Annotated in this window: 19 protein-coding genes; 11 read left to right on the top strand and 8 right to left on the bottom strand. The window is 68.8% G+C overall.

Annotation, left to right across the window (positions count from 1 at the left end; translation table 11 throughout):
• Positions 1–918 precede the first annotated feature (918 nt).
• Both B207_RS0105165 and B207_RS0105160 read right to left on the bottom strand, forming a co-directional pair.
• Positions 919–1,263 (bottom strand): hypothetical protein, encoded by a 345-nt coding sequence (locus B207_RS0105165; RefSeq protein WP_018635462.1) that lies wholly within the window; start codon positions 1,261–1,263, stop codon positions 919–921.
• The gene (locus tag B207_RS0105160; RefSeq protein WP_018635461.1) at positions 1,260–1,733 is read right to left on the bottom strand and encodes a hypothetical protein; all 474 of its coding nucleotides are present in this window, start codon (positions 1,731–1,733) and stop codon (positions 1,260–1,262) included. The genes B207_RS0105165 and B207_RS0105160 overlap by 4 nt, the downstream gene beginning before the upstream one ends.
• Before the next feature lie 564 nt (positions 1,734–2,297).
• Here B207_RS0105160 and B207_RS0105155 point away from each other — a divergent pair.
• On the top strand, positions 2,298–3,494 hold the full coding sequence (locus B207_RS0105155) for a Fic family protein (RefSeq protein WP_026310695.1): 1,197 nt from the start codon (positions 2,298–2,300) through the stop codon (positions 3,492–3,494).
• A 42-nt stretch (positions 3,495–3,536) separates the two neighbouring features.
• Here the strand turns inward: B207_RS0105155 and B207_RS39520 are convergent, their stop codons facing one another.
• Entirely contained in the window at positions 3,537–3,680 is a 144-nt protein-coding gene (locus B207_RS39520) for a hypothetical protein (protein ID WP_018635459.1), read from the bottom strand.
• 164 nt (positions 3,681–3,844) lie between these two features.
• Here B207_RS39520 and B207_RS0105145 point away from each other — a divergent pair, with 164 nt between their 5' ends.
• The 5 genes from B207_RS0105145 to B207_RS0105130 all read left to right on the top strand — a co-directional run bounded on the left by B207_RS0105145 (position 3,845) and on the right by B207_RS0105130 (position 5,907).
• Positions 3,845–4,123: a type II toxin-antitoxin system HicA family toxin gene (locus tag B207_RS0105145; RefSeq protein WP_154675153.1), complete on the top strand. Its 279-nt coding sequence runs from the start codon at positions 3,845–3,847 to the stop codon at positions 4,121–4,123.
• A complete protein-coding gene (locus B207_RS0105140) occupies positions 4,116–4,685 on the top strand; it encodes a hypothetical protein (RefSeq protein ID WP_018635457.1) in 570 nt (189 codons plus the stop codon). Before B207_RS0105145 ends, B207_RS0105140 begins: the two co-directional genes overlap by 8 nt.
• A 378-nt stretch (positions 4,686–5,063) precedes the next feature.
• Positions 5,064–5,243, top strand: a complete 180-nt coding sequence (locus tag B207_RS39515) for a hypothetical protein (RefSeq protein ID WP_154675152.1) — start codon at positions 5,064–5,066, stop codon at positions 5,241–5,243.
• Positions 5,244–5,539: 296 nt separating this feature from the next.
• Positions 5,540–5,683: a type II toxin-antitoxin system HicB family antitoxin gene (locus B207_RS40495; protein WP_018635456.1), complete on the top strand. Its 144-nt coding sequence runs from the start codon at positions 5,540–5,542 to the stop codon at positions 5,681–5,683.
• Positions 5,680–5,907, top strand: a complete 228-nt coding sequence (locus B207_RS0105130; protein ID WP_018635455.1) for a type II toxin-antitoxin system HicA family toxin — start codon at positions 5,680–5,682, stop codon at positions 5,905–5,907. The genes B207_RS40495 and B207_RS0105130 overlap by 4 nt, the downstream gene beginning before the upstream one ends.
• Positions 5,908–6,073: 166 nt before the next feature.
• Here the strand turns inward: B207_RS0105130 and B207_RS0105125 are convergent, their stop codons facing one another.
• Both B207_RS0105125 and B207_RS0105120 read right to left on the bottom strand, forming a co-directional pair.
• Positions 6,074–6,445 (bottom strand): DUF5615 family PIN-like protein, encoded by a 372-nt coding sequence (locus B207_RS0105125; protein WP_018635454.1) that lies wholly within the window; start codon positions 6,443–6,445, stop codon positions 6,074–6,076.
• Positions 6,446–6,450: 5 nt separating this feature from the next.
• A complete protein-coding gene (locus B207_RS0105120) occupies positions 6,451–6,708 on the bottom strand; it encodes a DUF433 domain-containing protein (RefSeq protein WP_018635453.1) in 258 nt (85 codons plus the stop codon).
• A gap of 177 nt (positions 6,709–6,885) precedes the next feature.
• Between B207_RS0105120 and B207_RS0105115 the strand changes: the two genes are divergently transcribed.
• Both B207_RS0105115 and B207_RS0105110 read left to right on the top strand, forming a co-directional pair.
• Positions 6,886–7,161: an SCO4848 family membrane protein gene (locus B207_RS0105115; protein ID WP_018635452.1), complete on the top strand. Its 276-nt coding sequence runs from the start codon at positions 6,886–6,888 to the stop codon at positions 7,159–7,161.
• A 90-nt stretch (positions 7,162–7,251) separates the two neighbouring features.
• The gene (locus tag B207_RS0105110; RefSeq protein ID WP_018635451.1) at positions 7,252–7,791 is read left to right on the top strand and encodes a hypothetical protein; all 540 of its coding nucleotides are present in this window, start codon (positions 7,252–7,254) and stop codon (positions 7,789–7,791) included.
• A gap of 16 nt (positions 7,792–7,807) precedes the next feature.
• Here B207_RS0105110 and B207_RS0105105 read toward each other — a convergent pair whose 3' ends face one another.
• Complete coding sequence (locus tag B207_RS0105105; protein WP_018635450.1) at positions 7,808–8,566, bottom strand: SDR family NAD(P)-dependent oxidoreductase; 759 nt, start codon at positions 8,564–8,566, stop codon at positions 7,808–7,810.
• A 360-nt stretch (positions 8,567–8,926) separates the two neighbouring features.
• On the opposite strand from B207_RS0105105, the gene B207_RS0105100 reads away from it, so the two are divergent.
• Positions 8,927–9,292, top strand: coding sequence for a VOC family protein (locus B207_RS0105100; protein ID WP_230204841.1), 366 nt, complete (start codon positions 8,927–8,929; stop codon positions 9,290–9,292).
• Between the two features lie 69 nt (positions 9,293–9,361).
• Here B207_RS0105100 and B207_RS0105095 read toward each other — a convergent pair whose 3' ends face one another.
• Positions 9,362–10,123 (bottom strand): SDR family NAD(P)-dependent oxidoreductase, encoded by a 762-nt coding sequence (locus B207_RS0105095; RefSeq protein ID WP_018635446.1) that lies wholly within the window; start codon positions 10,121–10,123, stop codon positions 9,362–9,364.
• 150 nt (positions 10,124–10,273) lie between these two features.
• Positions 10,274–12,001: an aldo/keto reductase gene (locus B207_RS36690; protein ID WP_154675151.1), complete on the bottom strand. Its 1,728-nt coding sequence runs from the start codon at positions 11,999–12,001 to the stop codon at positions 10,274–10,276.
• A gap of 198 nt (positions 12,002–12,199) precedes the next feature.
• Here B207_RS36690 and B207_RS0105085 point away from each other — a divergent pair, with 198 nt between their 5' ends.
• Together B207_RS0105085 and B207_RS0105080 are read left to right on the top strand one after the other, a co-directional pair.
• On the top strand, positions 12,200–13,471 hold the full coding sequence (locus tag B207_RS0105085; RefSeq protein WP_018635442.1) for an aromatic ring-hydroxylating oxygenase subunit alpha: 1,272 nt from the start codon (positions 12,200–12,202) through the stop codon (positions 13,469–13,471).
• A gap of 106 nt (positions 13,472–13,577) precedes the next feature.
• On the top strand, positions 13,578–15,887 hold the full coding sequence (locus B207_RS0105080) for a RecQ family ATP-dependent DNA helicase (protein ID WP_018635441.1): 2,310 nt from the start codon (positions 13,578–13,580) through the stop codon (positions 15,885–15,887).
• The last annotated feature ends 130 nt before the right edge of the window (positions 15,888–16,017 follow it).

The raw sequence follows: 16,017 nt of genomic DNA, 5'->3' as shown, positions 1-16,017 counted from the left end.
CCGTGCCGACCAGGGCATTCAGTCCGCGGACGAACACCGATTTGCTGGCAATCTTGGTGTGGCCGAAGGCGGCGCCCTGCTTGGCCGGGCCGAAGACCCGGCGCTGGCAGGAGTCCAGATCGACGAACGCCAGCGTGCCGGCCCCGTCGAGCAGCGGCGTCGTCGCGGCAAGCTCCGCGAGCAGCAGCCGACCGNCCTTGCCGAGCTGGCGGACGTTGCCCCAGCTCATCCCGCGCAGGAACGTGCCCAGTGTCGAGGGCGCCCGGACCCCACCGAACAGCTCCCCGAGCGCGTCGTGGCGCAGCAGCGCCAGGTCGTCGATGCAGTCCGCCCCGGCGGCCATACCCGCGACCACACAGCCGACCTTCGCCTCGACGTTCGCCCCCGCCGACCCGGCAGAGGCAGATAGACGGACATGCTCGGCGACCAGCTCCGCCAGACCAGCCCGCTCGGCCAGCCGCATCACAGGAACCAGCCCGGCCGCGGCGACCAGGTTCGGATCATCACACGCAAGATGGATCTTCGAGGCAGTATGCAACAATCGCACTTCGGAAGTGCCCTCTCGAGCAGGGTGGACGGTAGCTTCGCAACTCCCATCCTCCCAGGCCAGAGGGCACTTTCTCATTTACCACGCCGATCACAGGCCAAATCGGACGGTGCATCCAGGCTGAGCAGCAGGCCCGTCGCGACTCCGGCCGCTATCCCACCCTATGGCGATCAACGTGGCTGAAATCGCGCGCCCACAGAGAGGCCACGGCGCCTGTGGGTGCGAGGCTGGAAAGGTGACTCTGTCGAAGCGTGCGTCCTGGTTCCTGGTCGCGGTGGGTGTGTGGACGTGGACGATCTGGCCGAATTTGTAGAACATTCACTTATGACCTAGGTACGGCAGTTCTGAGTCTCGGGCTCCCTGGGTCGGCCCTATTCGGTGACCTTGGGATGGGCGGCGCCTGCATGCGTGATCCAGATGCGGTGCCTGTCGTCGTCGATGCAGTACCAGATGCGTCCGCCACCGGTCGCTTCGTACTGCCACTGGGGCATCGGACGACCGCCGATGCTGCGGGTGCCGAGTGAGCCTTTCAGCGGATGCTGCCGCTGGTTTCGATGGCGTGGGTCCCGCTGGATGGCATCGAAGGCGGCGCGTGCCGCCGAGGGATGGCTTCGGCACAGACTGTCCCAGCCTTCGCCTGCCGGGTTGTCGGCGGCGAACAGGTCCCACTTGTCGGGGTCGGCGGGACGGGGAACACGGTCTCCGCGGCGGGTCACAGGGGTGGGCTCAACTCTGGGCCGTCTCCGGGCAGCGGTCTGGTGAGTTCTGTCGCGAGATGCGGATCGGCGTGGATGGCAGCGGTCTGGCGCCACTCGTGGACGAGTTGCGTGAAGGGGGCGAGCACACCGGCCTCCGCGCCTGCCTGGAGCCTGCGTAGCAACGTGGTGACGCACTCGGTCTGCTCGTCCTCCGGGAGCAGCTCGATCCAGGGGAAGACCTCGGCCAGGACGTGCTCAAGGGTCTGCTTGGCGGCGGGCTCGTGGAGGGTCGCGCGCAGGATGCGGGCGGTGATCGCCAACGCTTCCTCGACGTCGCTGGCTCGGTCGGCCAGCTCGATGCGCAGGTTTGGGCCGTCTCGTCTGGCGAGCTCGACGGCTTCGCCTTGGTCGATGAAGGCGAGGACGCGCTTCGGCTCTCGCAGGAGGTCGCTGTAGGGGAAGGAGACACGGGCGGCGGAGGCGACCATGACAGGAGGATATCTGAACTAGTTCAGAAGTCCAATGCGGTCGCTGATGATTCTCGGCCGGCGCTCGGTGGAGCCCGGCAGCGTGGGACGGTGGCAGGGGCTGGGCATAGGTGCACCGGATCTTCTACAGTGGCGGTAGACACCCCGGATGGCCTCTCCTGCTCAGACGGCAAGCCCCGGGGTTTTGTCTGTCCGCCCACCTTATGGCGATCAACGTGTCCGAACTCGCGCCCCCACACGGAGACCACGGCTCGCGGCCGCTGCAGGCTGGTGGGGTGACTCTGTCGAAGCGTGCGTCCTGGTTCCTGATCGCGGTGGGTGTGTGGACGTGGGCCATCTGGCCGAATTTGTAGAACATTCACTTATGACCTAGGTACTCCCTCTCGCCCCGTCACGTTCGGCGACGGAGGGGATGCTGCCGTAGCGACCGTGTCCCACGGTTGGAGCGAGGCGCGCCCAGGCCGTGTCGACCGCCAGGTCGGCGGGATGGTGTTGAGGCGGGCTCTGCAAGAAGACTTGGACTTGCGCGGGAAGATCTCAAGTTTTCGCTCGTAGACTTGGATTGTGGATCGGGATCGGTTCGAGCGAAGCCCCACTGGACACCTAGTCAAGATCGTTGGAACGGACGGGCGGACGGGTGCCGCATACGAACACGTGGCCTTCCAGCCGGACCCGCTGGCGGACGCCGAGCCGTCACTGGCGGGAGGGACGTGGCGAGACGTAGCCCGCGCGGGGCGCGCGCTCGGTCGTCTCGATCAAGCCGGCCGACAGATTCCTGAACCTGCGTTGCTCCTGCAACCCACGCTTCGGACGGAGGCGCAGAGCACGTCGGCGTTGGAAGGGACCTTCGCTCCGTTGGAGGACGTGCTCGCGGCGGAGGTCACAGAGCTGGCCTCGCAGAGTGAGGAGGTTCGTGAGGTCCTCAACTACGTTCGAGCGGCCGAGGCGGCATTCGCATGGATAGGTGACGGCCGTCCGCTCACGGTCACCGCGCTCTGTCGGATGCATCGAGATCTCGTGCGAGGAACTCCAGCGGATACGCGTGATGCGGGGAGGATTCGCTCGATCCAGGTTGCGATCGGCAGTCGCGGCGGAGCGATCGAAACCGCTCGGTTTGTCCCGCCGCCACCCGGGCTGGAACTGGATGCCGCTGTCCGTGATCTGCTGGACTGGATCAATGTGGCTTCGAAGGGAATCGATCCGGTCGTGGCTGCCGCGATGGCCCACTACCAGTTCGAGACGCTCCATCCGTTCAATGACGGAAATGGCAGGATAGGGCGTCTTCTGGTGGTTCTCGATCTTTGCTGGAAGGGGATTCTTTCGGAGCCGTTGCTGGCTGTCTCTCCCTGGTTGGAAGCGCGTCGTGAAGAATATCAGGACCGTCTGGGAGAAGTCAGTGCGGCGGGCGACTGGGACGGCTGGATTTCTTTCTTTGCTGAGGGCCTGGCTGAGTCCTGCGAACAAACTATTCGGACGGTGGACGATCTTCTCGGCCTGCAGGTCGAATACGTGCGACGTCTCAAGGCGGCAGGTCTGACCGGTGGACTGGTCCGCGATGTCATAGATCGACTGATCGGCAGCCCTTTTATCACAGTGCGTTCAGTCAGTGAAGACACCGGCAGGACTCTGCAGGCGGCCAGCAACGCTGTCGCCAAGCTTGTGGATCTTAAAATTTTGCGGGAGCGAACCGGGCGAAGCTACGGCCGTGTCTTTGAGGCGGTGGAGGTCACGTCTGTGCTGCGGGGTCGGCCGGGCCGCTGAGGGCCCGCTGGTCGGCTGTCTTCGCTGTCGACATGTTCGGTCTCACCGGTCGGGATGTTTGTTGATCATCTCGTTCGCGTGTGCGAGTGTGAGGCTGGTGGGGTGACTGAAGTCGAAGCGTGCGTCCTGGTTCCTGGTCGCGGTGGGTATGTGGACGCGGGCGATCTGGCCGAATTTGTAGAACATTCACTTATGACCTAGATGTGGCGCTTCCAGAGCTTGTGTCGTGTCTCCTCGTGTCCAGGCCGCCTTCTTCCGCGAGTGGATGTCTACGCTGGATCGCATGCGTGATCATGGTGTGGAGGTGTGGAGGTGTGGGTGGAGGCGTTCTCTCGAACTGATGGTGACGGGTGCCACCGTCGGCGAGCCTTGATCTCCATGTTGTCGTGACGGGAGAGTTCCCGTCGCTGAAGGCTCGGCAGCTCCTGCGCGTGCTCGGGCGGCTGGGGTACCAGGTGACCAGGCAGAACGGCTCGTCCCACCGATGGCTGGAGGCGGAAGGGCGCCCGCGGCTCCGGTTGGCGTTCCACGATCGTGTGACTGTTGGTCCAGGCCTGGTTCGTCAGATACTGGTGAAGCAGGTGGGCCTGACCGTGGAGGAGGCACTGGAGGTGATCCACGGTGACTAGGGTGATCACGGTGATCGTGCGGCGGGACGGCGAGTCCTGGTCGGCATGGTCGCCGCAGTGCCCTGGTCTGGCGGTTGCGGAGCCGACCGCGGCGGAGCTGCGTGGGGCCCTGCCCGAGGCGCTTACCTGGTATTTCGACGGAGACTCCGACTTCGAGATCCTTGTGCATCTTGAGCAGGAGCTGCGCGGGGTCGTCGTTCGGATCGCTCAGGATGTCTTCGGGTGGGAGCGGCAACTGGTCGCGGAGCGGCTGGGTGCTGCGCTCGGCGTCGAGGATCAGGCGGAGCGGCTGCGTGCGGCGCCACCGAACTCCGCGGGGGAGATCGTTTATGTGTGCGCGCTGCAGACTGACCCGATCTCCTGGCTGACGGCTCAGGTTGACGACGTCGCCGATCCGGTTGTCGTTGCGCTGCCCGCGGCAGAATCGATGTTGTGGACCCTGCAGTTCGGTAATGGGAGCCGAGTTGGTGCCGGGCCGGTCGACGTTGGCTACCTGCCGGACACGACCTTCGGCGAGATCATGACGACGTTCACCGGGCCCGGGCTGAAGCTCAGCGCGTAGAGACCGCAGAGATCCGGACACAAAATGTGGCTGTGTCCGCCGTGCTCGACCTCACGTGGTGCGACCGCTCGTGATCGGTTGGGACCTCTCGCGCGGGTGCGAAGCGACCAGCGTGCTGGAACGCGACCACCTCACCCGGCAGGCCGCCGGGGTCCGTGCCCAGCTCGGGGACGGACATTGGCGGACCTGACATTCCGCCCGGCAGGATGTCAGGGTTCTTACACCGAATTCTGATCGTGGATAGCGGCCGACTCTGCTGAAGGGGAGTCGGCGCTTTGGCAAGGACGTACAGTGAACGTACGGCAGCCGCGAGAAACATTTTGTGGTTCTCGACTTACGGAGCCGGTGGCCAGCGTCCGGACTCCACGGAGGAATCGCATGCTCTTTCGCCAGCCGCGAGGACGATTCGGGCGCATCCTGGCCGCCCTCATGACCTCGACCTCTCCCCTGGACGACGGCCCCGCGCGCCCGCGCCCCCCGATCGGACGTCCGGCAGGCACCCCGCCGGCCGGTGCGCCGCGGCGGCCGGCGAAGAAGTCGGCTCGCAAGATCCACTGAGGGTTGGACATTGCTGCACCGGATCTTCTACAGTCGCGGTGTAGACCCCGGATGGCCTCTACCACTGGATGCCCTTGACGGCTCAGGTGGCAAGCCCCCGGGGTTTTGTCTGTCCGCCCACTTTATGGCGATCGACGTGTCCGAACTCGCGCCCCCACACGGAGACCACGGCTCGCGGCCGGTGCAGGCTGGTGGGGTGACTCTGTCGAAGCGTGCGTCCTGGTTCCTGGTCGCGGTGGGTGTGTGGACGTGGGCGATCTGGCCNNNTTTNNNGNGCGCGGGCCCTGGAGGTCGAGGTGACCAGCCAGGGCGGCAGCGTCGAGGAGTCGCTGGCGAATCTTCGTGAGGCGTTGGAGCTGTACTTCGAGGACCAGCCGTTCCCTGTGACTGCCGCGGACGGCCCCATCGTCGCTCCGCTGGACATCCGCCTGTCGGCGTGACACCCGCGCTGCCTCGGGTCTCCGGGGCGAAGGTGGTGAAGGCTTTGGGGCGTGCCGGCTTCGAGGAGGTCGCCACGCGTGGCTCGCACTGCAAGCTGCGACACAAGGAGAACGCCCGGGTCGTGATCGTCCCGCTTCACCGGGAGCTGGCGACGGGAACTCTCGCCTCTGTTCTGCGTCAGGCGGGCATCGAGGCGGAGGGGCTTAGGACGTTGCTCACCTGAGCTGCGCGTGGTTCCGGGTGCAAGCTGGACGGGTGACTCTGTCGAAGCGTGCGTCCTGGTTCCTGGTCGCGGTGGGTGTGTGGACGTGGGCGATCTGGCCGAATTTGTAGAACATTCACTTATGACCTAGGTACTGCGCCGCTACACCGAAGGTGGTTGGCAGAGATCAGGGGATCAGCGGCAGTTTCCGGATCCGGACAAGACGATCGGTGAGGACGATCATGCTGCCGTCCTTCAGCGCTTCTGCCAGCTGGTCGAGGTTCGCGAGGAGAAGCCGAATCTGTTCGACGGGGCGACGACCACCTTCACGGCGGAAGAGGATCACGGAAGGGCTGTCGAGTCCGCTCCGGGCGAGGATGCCGCCGAAGTCGGTATCGGCCGAGATCAGAACCCTTCGCTCGTCTCGCGCGAAGCCGAGGACGGTGGTGTCGTCGGCCGCGCCGAGTTCGACGTCTCGAACATGGAGAACGTCGTGCCCAGCCTCGCGCAGACCGGTCGCGAGAGTGTTCGACAGGTTGTTGTCGAGCAGGAAGCGCACGTTGGTCAGGCTGGGATGATCAGCGGAAGCTGCTGCTCGCGGACGGCTTCGGCTGCGAAGCGGAGCGCCTCGCGGATGTCGTCCCCATCGAGGTCCGGCAGCTCAGTAATGACCTCGGTGGCAGACATACCGTCCGCGATCATCCCGACGACCGTTGCCACCGGGATGCGCAACCCACGGATGCAGGGAACCCCGCCCATCTGCGCCGGGTTCACCGTGATGCGGGTGAAGTGCACTGGCCACCTCCTCTCGTACTTCAGCATACGGTGATCATGGTGGTCCTGAGGTGGTCGCCGTGAGACAGGCCGCGAGGTCGCGGCGGCGTGGTGCTCGTGGGTTGTACGGCAGCCATGGCGCTGGCGTCGCGTGCGTGTCCAGCTTCACGGCCCGCGGCAGCTCTCGATCCTCCCGTCCGTGCGTACGGGTGCGAGGCTGGTGGGGTGACTCTGTCGAAGCGTGCGTCCTGGTTCCTGATCGCGGTGGGTGTGTGGACGTGGGCGATCTGGCCGAATTTCCTCAGGAACATCTGGAAGGACGACCGATCCTGGGAGAACGGCCCGACCAGCTTCTTCACGGTGCACCTGGTCCTGACCGTCACCTCCCTCGCCGTCGGTTCCGTTGTCGGTTGGCTCGGTATCCGAGGAGTGCGTGCCGGTCGTGCCGATGCCGCTGGCGATGTTGCTTCGTCTGACCAGTTGATGGGTTCTGGTCGTTGACGTCGGAGTCGCCAGGGGGAGCCGGCTTCGGCTGCGGGATCTGTGACGGCCCGGCGTGCCATGCGGGGTGTTCCGGGTAGCACCGGGAGCGTGGATGCGTCTGAACTGGAGATCGCCGACCGCCCGGCTGCGTCCGTTCGCGGGTGGCGTGTTCCCCTGTTCGCGTTCGCGCGCAATCCCACTGGTTCCATCTACGGGACGGTGGTGGCCGACTCGGTGCTGGCGGTGGAGTCCGAGCGCCAGACGAAGCTGAGCGACCTGATCTACGCCGAGCTGATCACGGTGATCGTGTACTGGCTCGCCCACGTGTACGCCGACTTCCTCGGCTCACCGCCGAGTGGGAGCCGGCGGGCTGGTCTGCACCGTTTCGTGGGGACGCTTGGCCACGAGTGGTCTCTGGTGACAGCGTCCTTCTTTCCGCTGACCGCGGTGTTGCTGGCGGCGGCGGCCGGGGCGTCCGTCCACACGGCGGCCCTTGCGGGGATGTGGACAGGGGTGGCCGCGCTGGTGCTGTGGGGACAGCTCGCCGGCCGCCGCGCCGGGCGTGGTGCCGTGGTCTCTCTCGCCTACGGAATGGTCGCGGGCGTGTTCGGGATCGCGCTGATCCTGCTGCGGGTGCTGCTGCACTGACCCGCGGGCGGCTCTGTCAGGTGTTGCGGCCGCCGTTGACGCCGATGACCTGGCCGGTGATGTAGCCGGCGTCTTCGGAGACGAGAAAGGCGCAGGCGGCGGAGATGTCCTCCGGGCGCCCGGCGCGCCGGACAGGTGTCTGGCCGATCACTTTTTCCGTCGGTGTGTCGAGGAAACCGGCCTGGGCGGTGCGCAGCATCGGGGTGTCGATGAATCCCGGGGGGATGGTGTTGACGGTGATGCCGCTTGGGCCGAGTTCGAGTGCGAGGGACTTGGTGAGGCCGATGACTCCGGCTTTCGAGGCGACGTAATGGGTCATGTAGGGCACGCCGCTGTGGGCGCTGGAGGAGGAGATGTTGACGATCCGTCCCCAGCCGGCCTCGATCATGTCGGGGACGGCGGCCTGGCAGCAGTGGAACGTGCCGGTGAGGTTCACGGTCAGGACCGACGTCCACAGCTCGAGGGAGATGTCGAGGAAGCTGTCGTGGGCGGTCTTCCCGGCGGAGTTGACGAGGATGGCGATCGGGCCGAGGTGCTTCCGGACCTCGGCCAGTGCCCGGTCGACGCTTGCGCGGTCGGCCACGTCGACGCCGACGGCGTGGGCGGTGCCGCCCTCGGCCTGGATCTCGGCGGCGACGTCCCCGGCGTGGGCCGCGTTGAGATCGAGGACCGCGACTCTGGCGCCGTCCTGGGCGAGCCGCAGTGCGCAGGAACGTCCGATGCCGGAGGCGCCGCCGGTCACGACGGCGACCCTGCCCGCGAGTGTCTGGCCCATGTGGCGCCCCTCCAGTGTCAGCTTCCTGTTGCCCGCTCCGCCGACCGTATGGCCGGGATTCTTATTGTTTCCCAGCAAGGCCGCCGATGGATGGGATGGCCGGGCGGGGAAGCTGGGGAGCGGGAGGCGGCTGACTCACGGTGTCTCGACGTCCCGGCCGGTGTGGGATGGAGGAAGGCCGTTCGGGTCGCGCACGACTGACTGATCGTTCCTACAGTGAGGCACGTCGCGCCGCGGGCGGCTCCGGCGGGCGGGCCTTCGGGGACGGGGCCGGCCGGGAGGGTGAGGTGCTGCGGGACGCGATGTCGGTCATCGGGTCAGCAGGGGAGGACGTCAATGCCGTTCGACGGGGTGTCACATGTGGGTCTGACAGTTCGGGACCTGGAGCGTAGCTGTGCCTGGTACACGGCGGTCCTGGAATGGAGGGAGCTGGTCCGCGGCCGCGGGGAGACGACGTCGTTCGCCCACGGGGTGCTTCCCGGAGGTCTCGGTATCGTCCTGCGGCAGCACGACGAGAGCAGCGCGGAGCTGTTCGACGAGCGGCGCCCGGGGCTGGATCATCTTTCGTTCTCGGTGTCGGGGCGGGACGGGCTGGACGGGCTGGAGAAGCGTCTCGCTGCGGCCGGTGCGGTCTTCACCCCGACCCAGGAGCTGCCGTTCGGCTGGCTGCTGGCCTTCCGTGACCCGGACAACATCGCCCTGGAGGCCATGCTCGGCCGGGGCTGAGCCGCCCCGGCCGGGTCGGGCGTCGCGGCCGGGTCGGGCGTCGCGGCCGGCTCAGGCGTCGCGGCCGGCTCAGGTGTTGCGGCCGCCGTTGACGCCGATGATCTGGCCGGTGATGTAGCCGGCCTCCTCGGAGGCGAGGAACGAGCAGGCGGCGGCGATGTCCTCCGGGCGGCCGACGCGGCGGACCGGGGTACGGGCGGCGTGCTCGTCCACGCTCATCCCGAAACGGCCCTTCCTCTCACTGTCGCGCAGCATCGGGGTGTCGACGAAGCCGGGCGGGATGGTGTTGACGGTGATGCCGTTCGGGCCGAGTTCGAGTGCGAGGGACTTGGTGAGGCCGATGACGCCGGCTTTCGAGGCCACGTAGTGGGTCATGTACGCCTGGCCGCTGTGGGCGCTGGAGGAGGAGATGTTGACGATCCGTCCCCAGCCGGCCTCGATCATGTCGGGGACGGCGGCCTGGCAGCAGTGGAACGTGCCGGTGAGGTTCACGGTCAGGATCGACGTCCACAGCTCGAGGGAGATGTTGAGGAAGCGGTTCGAGGCGGTCTTCCCGGCCGAGTTGACCAGGATGGCGACCGGGCCGAGGTGTTCACGGGTCTCGGCGAGGGCCGCGTCGACGCTCGCGCGGTCGGCGACGTCGACACCGACGGCGAGTGCGGAGCCGCCCTCGGCCTGGATCTCGGCCGCGACCTCCTTGGCGTCCGCGGCGTTGAGGTCGAGCACGGCCACCCTGGCGCCGTCGCGGGCCAGCCGCAGCGCGCAGGAACGTCCGATGCCCGAGGCACCGCCCGTGACGACGGCGACTCTGCCGATCTGTGGTCCGGCCATGATTTCGTGTCCTTTCGACGTCGACCGCCCGCGAGGTGAGCGTGCGGCGGAAGAAAATGCTGGCTGCGTTGGATGTCCGTCACGGGCGGCGGGAGCCCGCCCGGACGCTGGATTTGGGCCGGCCCGGAAGCCCGTCGGATCGAAGGCCGGTCAGATCGGATGTCTGTTCGGGTGTCCGTCGGTGGGCCTGCCGGGCCTGCCGGACCCGCTGATCCCGATGGGCTCGGTGTGCTGGTCGATCTCGGCCAGGGCCTCGACAGGGAGCTCCAGGCCCGTGGCGGCGAGGACCTCGTCCAGGAAGACCGTGTTCCGGGCGTCGACGCGCACCGCGGTGACGGGCCTCGCCCACTGCCAGGCCAGCGCCAGCTGGGTGGGTGTGCAGCCGACCCGGGCCGCCACTGCCCGCACGATGGCCGGGTACCCGGGGCCGGGCCCGGACGGGTCGGATCCGGGTGCGGGCCCGGCGCCGGTCACGCCGATGAAGCCGAGCCCCTCCTCGGCGAGGAGGGGGAGGTGCTCGCGCTCGACGGAGCGTGCCGTCGGGCCGTAGGCGGCCTGCAGGGAGACGAAGCGAGCGCGGCCGGTGCGGTCACTGGCGGCGAGCGCTTTCATGAGCCGGTAGGCGGGGATGCCCGCGGCGCCCGTGTAGAGGACCTTGCCGGCGCGCACGAGATCGTCGAGTGCCTCGACCGTCTCGTCCAGCGGCGTCGCCGGATCGTCGACGGCGATCTGGTAGAGGTCGATGTGGTCGGTGCCCAGCCGGCGCAGGCTGGCGTCGCAGGCGGCGCGCAGGTGGCGGCGGCTGTTCCGGCTGCCGTGGCGGGCCGGGTCGGGCGCCGCGACGGCGCTGGTGGCCAGCACGACCTGTGCGCGCCGACCACGCAGAGCCGCACCGGTGATCTCCTCCGCCCGCGCGTGGATGTCGGCGTCGCGCAGCTCGGTGGGGTCGACGAGGTTCCCGCCGGCGTCGAGGTAACGGGTGACGAGCTCGGTCGCGGTTCGCTGGTCGCAGCCCTGGTGGGGGTCGCCGAGGACACCGGTGCCGAGGGCGAGCGGGGAGACGTACAGGCCCCCGCGGCCGAGCGGCTGGTAGCGCATCGGCCGGGTGGCGGCAGTGCTGGACGTCACGTGCGGCCCGGCGGTGGCTGCGGTGCGCGCCGTGCCCGGTTCGGCCACGGTCGGATGGTTTGCTGCTGCTGCTGCTGCTGCTGTTGCTGGCGGCCGCGCCGGGCCGCGGGTGAGGATCCCGTTCAGGAAGAGCCGCACGGCGTGCTGGAGGCGCTCGTCCTCGGCCTCGGGAGTGCGGTAGATGCCGTAGGCGGCGAGCCAGGCAGGCATGGCGCCGACCATGGCGAAGAACTGCTCGGCGGCCAGGGCGACGTCCGGAACGGTCACGTCGCCGACACGCTCGCGGGCGTGCAGGAGATCGATGATGACCTGGATGCGCGGTGACCAGGTGGTGGCCTGGGAGCTGACGGCGAACTCCGGGAACCGGGGGGACTCGGCGATGGCCATCCGGCTGAGACGGACGATGTCCGGGTCGACGGACCGGGCGAGGATCGCCCGGGCGATCAGGGTGAGGGCGGCGGCCAGGTCGTCCGGCAGCGGTTCGAGGACACGGGTGTCGCGTTCCTGGCGGGTCAGTGCCCAGGAGCTGACGGCGATGAACAACGTCCGCTTGTCGGGGTAGCGGCTGTACAGGGTGCTCTTGGTGACCCCTGCGGCGCGTGCGACAGCCTCCATCGTGGCCCCGTCGTACCCGTGTTCGAGGAACGTGTCGACGGCCGCGCGGCGGAGTCTCTCGGTGAGCCGGGCGGCCTGGGCGGACGTCGGCCGGCCGGCCCGGGAACGTCCGCCGTCGCTCTGTCTGGGCTCCACCGGAAAAACGTACGAGACCGTCGGCTTCTGGGTCAAGGCATCCCGTCGCGTCGCTCGCGGGGACGGAGCAGCCCCTGCTCCCAGCCACCGTCAGGCCTGATCGGGGGTGGTGAACCAGCGTCAAGGACGGTTGACCAAAACCGGACGGCATCGTACGTTTTCCTCAAGTCCACCTGGTTGCAGTCACGGAGGCAGACCATGGCCCACTTCTCCAAGCCCGCCGAGGGCAGCTGGACGGAGCACTACCCCGATCTCGGGACGGGTCCGGTCTCCTTCGAGGACTCGATCTCCCCGGCGCACTACGAGCTCGAACGCAGGGCGATCTTCCGGCGCACCTGGCTGAACGTGGGCCGGGTGGAGCAGATCGCCCGCGGGGGTGCCTACTTCACCAGGGAGATCCACGCCGCGAACGCCTCGGTGATCATCGTGCGGGACACCGACGGCGAGGTCCGCGCGTTCCACAACATCTGCCGGCACCGCGGCAACAAGCTGGTCTGGAACGACTTCCCGCAGGCGGAGACAAGCGGTTCGGCGCGGCAGTTCATCTGCAAGTACCACGCCTGGCGTTACGGGCTGGACGGTGCGTGCGCCTTCGTCCAGCAGGAGTCCGAGTTCTTCGATCTCGACAAGTCGAAGTTCGGTCTCGTCCCGGTGCGCTGCGAGGTGTGGGAAGGTTTTATCTTCGTCAACTTCGACGACGAGGCCGCGCCGCTGCGCGAATATCTCGGTCGTTTCGCGGCCGGCCTTGAGGGCTATCCGTTCGGCGAGATGACGGAGGTCTACCGGTACCGGGCGGACGTGGGCAGCAACTGGAAGCTCTACATCGACGCGTTCGCGGAGTTCTACCACGCCCCGGTCCTGCACGCGAAGCAGTACGTGGGCGAGGAGTCACGCAAGCTCCTGGGCTACGGCTACGAGTCGCTGCACTACGAGCTGGACGGTCTGCACTCGATGCAGTCCGCGTGGGGCGGTATGGCCCCGCCGCGCGACCTCAACATGGTGAAGCCGATCGAGCAGAAGCTGCGCAGCGGGAACTTCGGGCCGTGGGACCGGCCGGACATTCCCGGGCTGGACCCTCTTCCGCCGGGTGTCAACCCCGCCGGCCACAAGGCCTGGGGTCTCGATTCGTACGTCTTCTTCCCGAACTTCATGATCGTGGTGTGGGCGCCGGGCTGGTACCTCACCTACCACTACTGGCCGACCGCCTACGACAAGCACATCTTCGAAGGCACCCTGTATTTCGTCCCGCCGAGGACCCCGAGCGATCGGTTGCGCCAGGAACTGGCCGCCGTGACGTTCAAGGAGTTCGCGCTGCAGGACTGCAACACCCTGGAGGCGACCCAGAAGATGCTGGAGACTCGGGCCGTCTCGGAGTTCCCGCTCAACGACCAGGAGCTCGCCGTCCGCCATCTGCACTGGGCCGCCGCCGAGCAGGTGGCCAGCTACCAGAAGCAGAACGGGGCGCACTGAGCGGCCGACGCCGCCCGCAGCCGATGTGCACCGCGTGGTGAGGGTGGGGCGCGCGTGCCGCATGCCGCAGTGCCGGACTGTCGGTGGTGTTCGGTAGACAGGGGGCATGACGGAACTGGCGGCGGACGGTGCGGGCCCCCTCCCGGAGGCATCCCGTGGCGTGGCACCCGGAAGCGACCAGGCAGGCGGGGCCGGGGCGTCGCGGGAGCGGGCTGAGGAGATGCTGCGTGCCCTCGCCGGTCCCGGCGCTGCGCTGCGAGATGACCAGTGGCGGGCGATCGACGCCCTGGTCACCGGCCGGCGCCGGGTGCTGCTCGTCCAGCGCACGGGCTGGGGGAAGTCCGCGGTGTACTTCCTCGCGACGGCGCTGCTGCGCGGTGGCGCGGGCGGTGGCCCGGGCCGGAGCGAGGGTCGGGTCGGGCCGACTGTGATCGTCTCGCCGCTGCTGGCGCTGATCCGCAACCAGGCGGCCGCGGCCGCGCGCCTCGGCGTGCGCGTCGGGGAGATCCACTCGGGCAACGTCACCGAGTGGGACGAGGTGTACGCGGCCCTGCGGGCCGGTGAGCTCGACCTGCTGCTGGTCGGTCCGGAGCGGCTGAACAACCCCACGTTCCGGGACGACTACCTGCCCGAGCTGGCGCGCACGACCGGGCTGCTGGTCATCGACGAGGCGCACTGCATCTCGGACTGGGGCCACGACTTCCGTCCGGACTACCGCCGCCTGCGGTCGCTGATCGGGGGGCTCGCGCCCGATGTGCCCGTCCTCGCGACGACCGCCACGGCGAACGCACGGGTGGTCGAGGACGTGAGCGAGCAGCTCGGCGCGGGTGCTGCCGATGCGGCGGGTGCATACACCCTGGTCCTGCGGGGGTCGCTGGAAAGGGAGAGCCTGCGTCTCGCCGTGGTCTCTCTGCCATCGGCCGAGGAGCGCTTCGGCTGGATCTCCGACCGGCTTGCCGAGCTTCCGGGCTCCGGCATCGTCTACACGCTGACCAAGCCCGCCGCGGAGGAGCTCACCGCGTTCCTGCGGACCCGCGGTCACCCGGTGGCGACGTACCACGGCGGGACGGACCCGGCCGAGCGGATCGCCGCCGAGGAGGACCTGCTGGCGAACCGGGTCAAGTGCCTGGTCGCCACCAGCGCGCTCGGGATGGGTTTCGACAAGCCCGATCTCGGGTTCGTGGTGCACGTCGGGGCGCCGAACTCGCCGATCGCCTACTACCAGCAGGTCGGCCGGGCCGGCCGGGCGCTGGAGTCGGCGGAGGCGATCCTGCTGCCGGCCGCCGAGGATCAGGCGATCTGGAAGTACTTCGCGGACACGTCCTTCCCGCCCGAGCACCTGGTGCGGGTGGTGCTCGGGGCGTTGGAGCAGGCCACCCGGGTGATGTCGACACAGGCGCTGCTCGCGGTGGTCGACCTGGGGCCGAGCCGGCTGGAGCAGATGCTGAAGGTGCTCGACACCGACGGTGCCGTGCGGCGGGTCAAGGGCGGCTGGGAGTCGACCGGTGTGCCATGGGCCTACGACGCGCCCCGCTACGCCCGGGTCGCCGCGGCACGCGGCGTGGAGCAGCAGGCGATGCTCGACTACATCGCGACCCCGAACTGCCGGATGGAGTTCCTTCGCCGGGCCCTCGACGACCCGCACGCGAGCCGCTGTGGCCGCTGCGACCGGTGCACGGGCCGGGAGTGGACATCAGAGGTCTCGGCCGGGGCACGGGCCGGCGCCCGCACCGAGCTGCGGCGCCCCGGCGTCGTCGTCGAAGCGCGCCGGATGTGGCCGACGGGTATGCGCACGCTGGGCGTCGAGGCCTCCGGGCGGATTCCCGCCGCGGCCGGCGCCCTCCCCGGCCGGGCGCTGGCCCGGCTCAACGACCTGGGCTGGGGCAACCGGCTCCGGGCCCTGCTCACCCCGCCAGCCGCCGACGGCGGCGCCAGCCCGTCCGGCGTGGCCGGCGGTTCTGGCGGTTCCGGCGGTTCCGGCGGCGCCGGGGCTGACCGGCCGGTGCCGGACGACGTGTTCGACGCCCTGGTGCAGATGCTCGCGGCGTGGGAGTGGGAGCGGCGCCCGGCCGCGGTCGTGACAGTCGCGTCGAGGACCCGTCCTCGGCTCGTCGCCAGCCTCGGCGAGCGCATCGCCCAGGTGGGGCGGCTGCCGCTGCTCGGTGAACTGCCCCGCGTCGCCGGCGGGCCGTTCGCCGGCCAGGTGCACAACAGCGCGCACCGCCTCGCCGGCCTGTGGTCGGCGTTCGACGCGCCGCCCGAGCTCGCCGACGCACTCGGCGGTCTGCCCGGCCCGGTGCTGCTCGTGGACGACCTGATCGTCACAGGCTGGACGATGACAGTGGCAGCAAGGGCGCTGCGTGCGGCGGGCGCGCCCGGCGTCCTGCCGCTGGTTCTCGCGGTCGAGAACGGCTGACCGCTGATATCGCCAGCGGCGGGCGTCGAGCCGGCCTTCGCCGCTGTCTGATTCAAGGGCCACGGTGCCGGTGATGCCCGCTCGGCCGCCCCCGTGGGGAGTCCCGAGCGAGCGAGGGGCCGGAGTAGCC

Origin of the sequence: Parafrankia elaeagni, assembly GCF_000374165.1 — a bacterium.
GTDB classification, from domain to species: Bacteria; Actinomycetota; Actinomycetes; order Frankiales; family Frankiaceae; genus Parafrankia; species Parafrankia elaeagni.
Note: the sequence above shows the minus strand (reverse complement) of the source record. Positions and strands in the feature narration are given on the sequence as shown.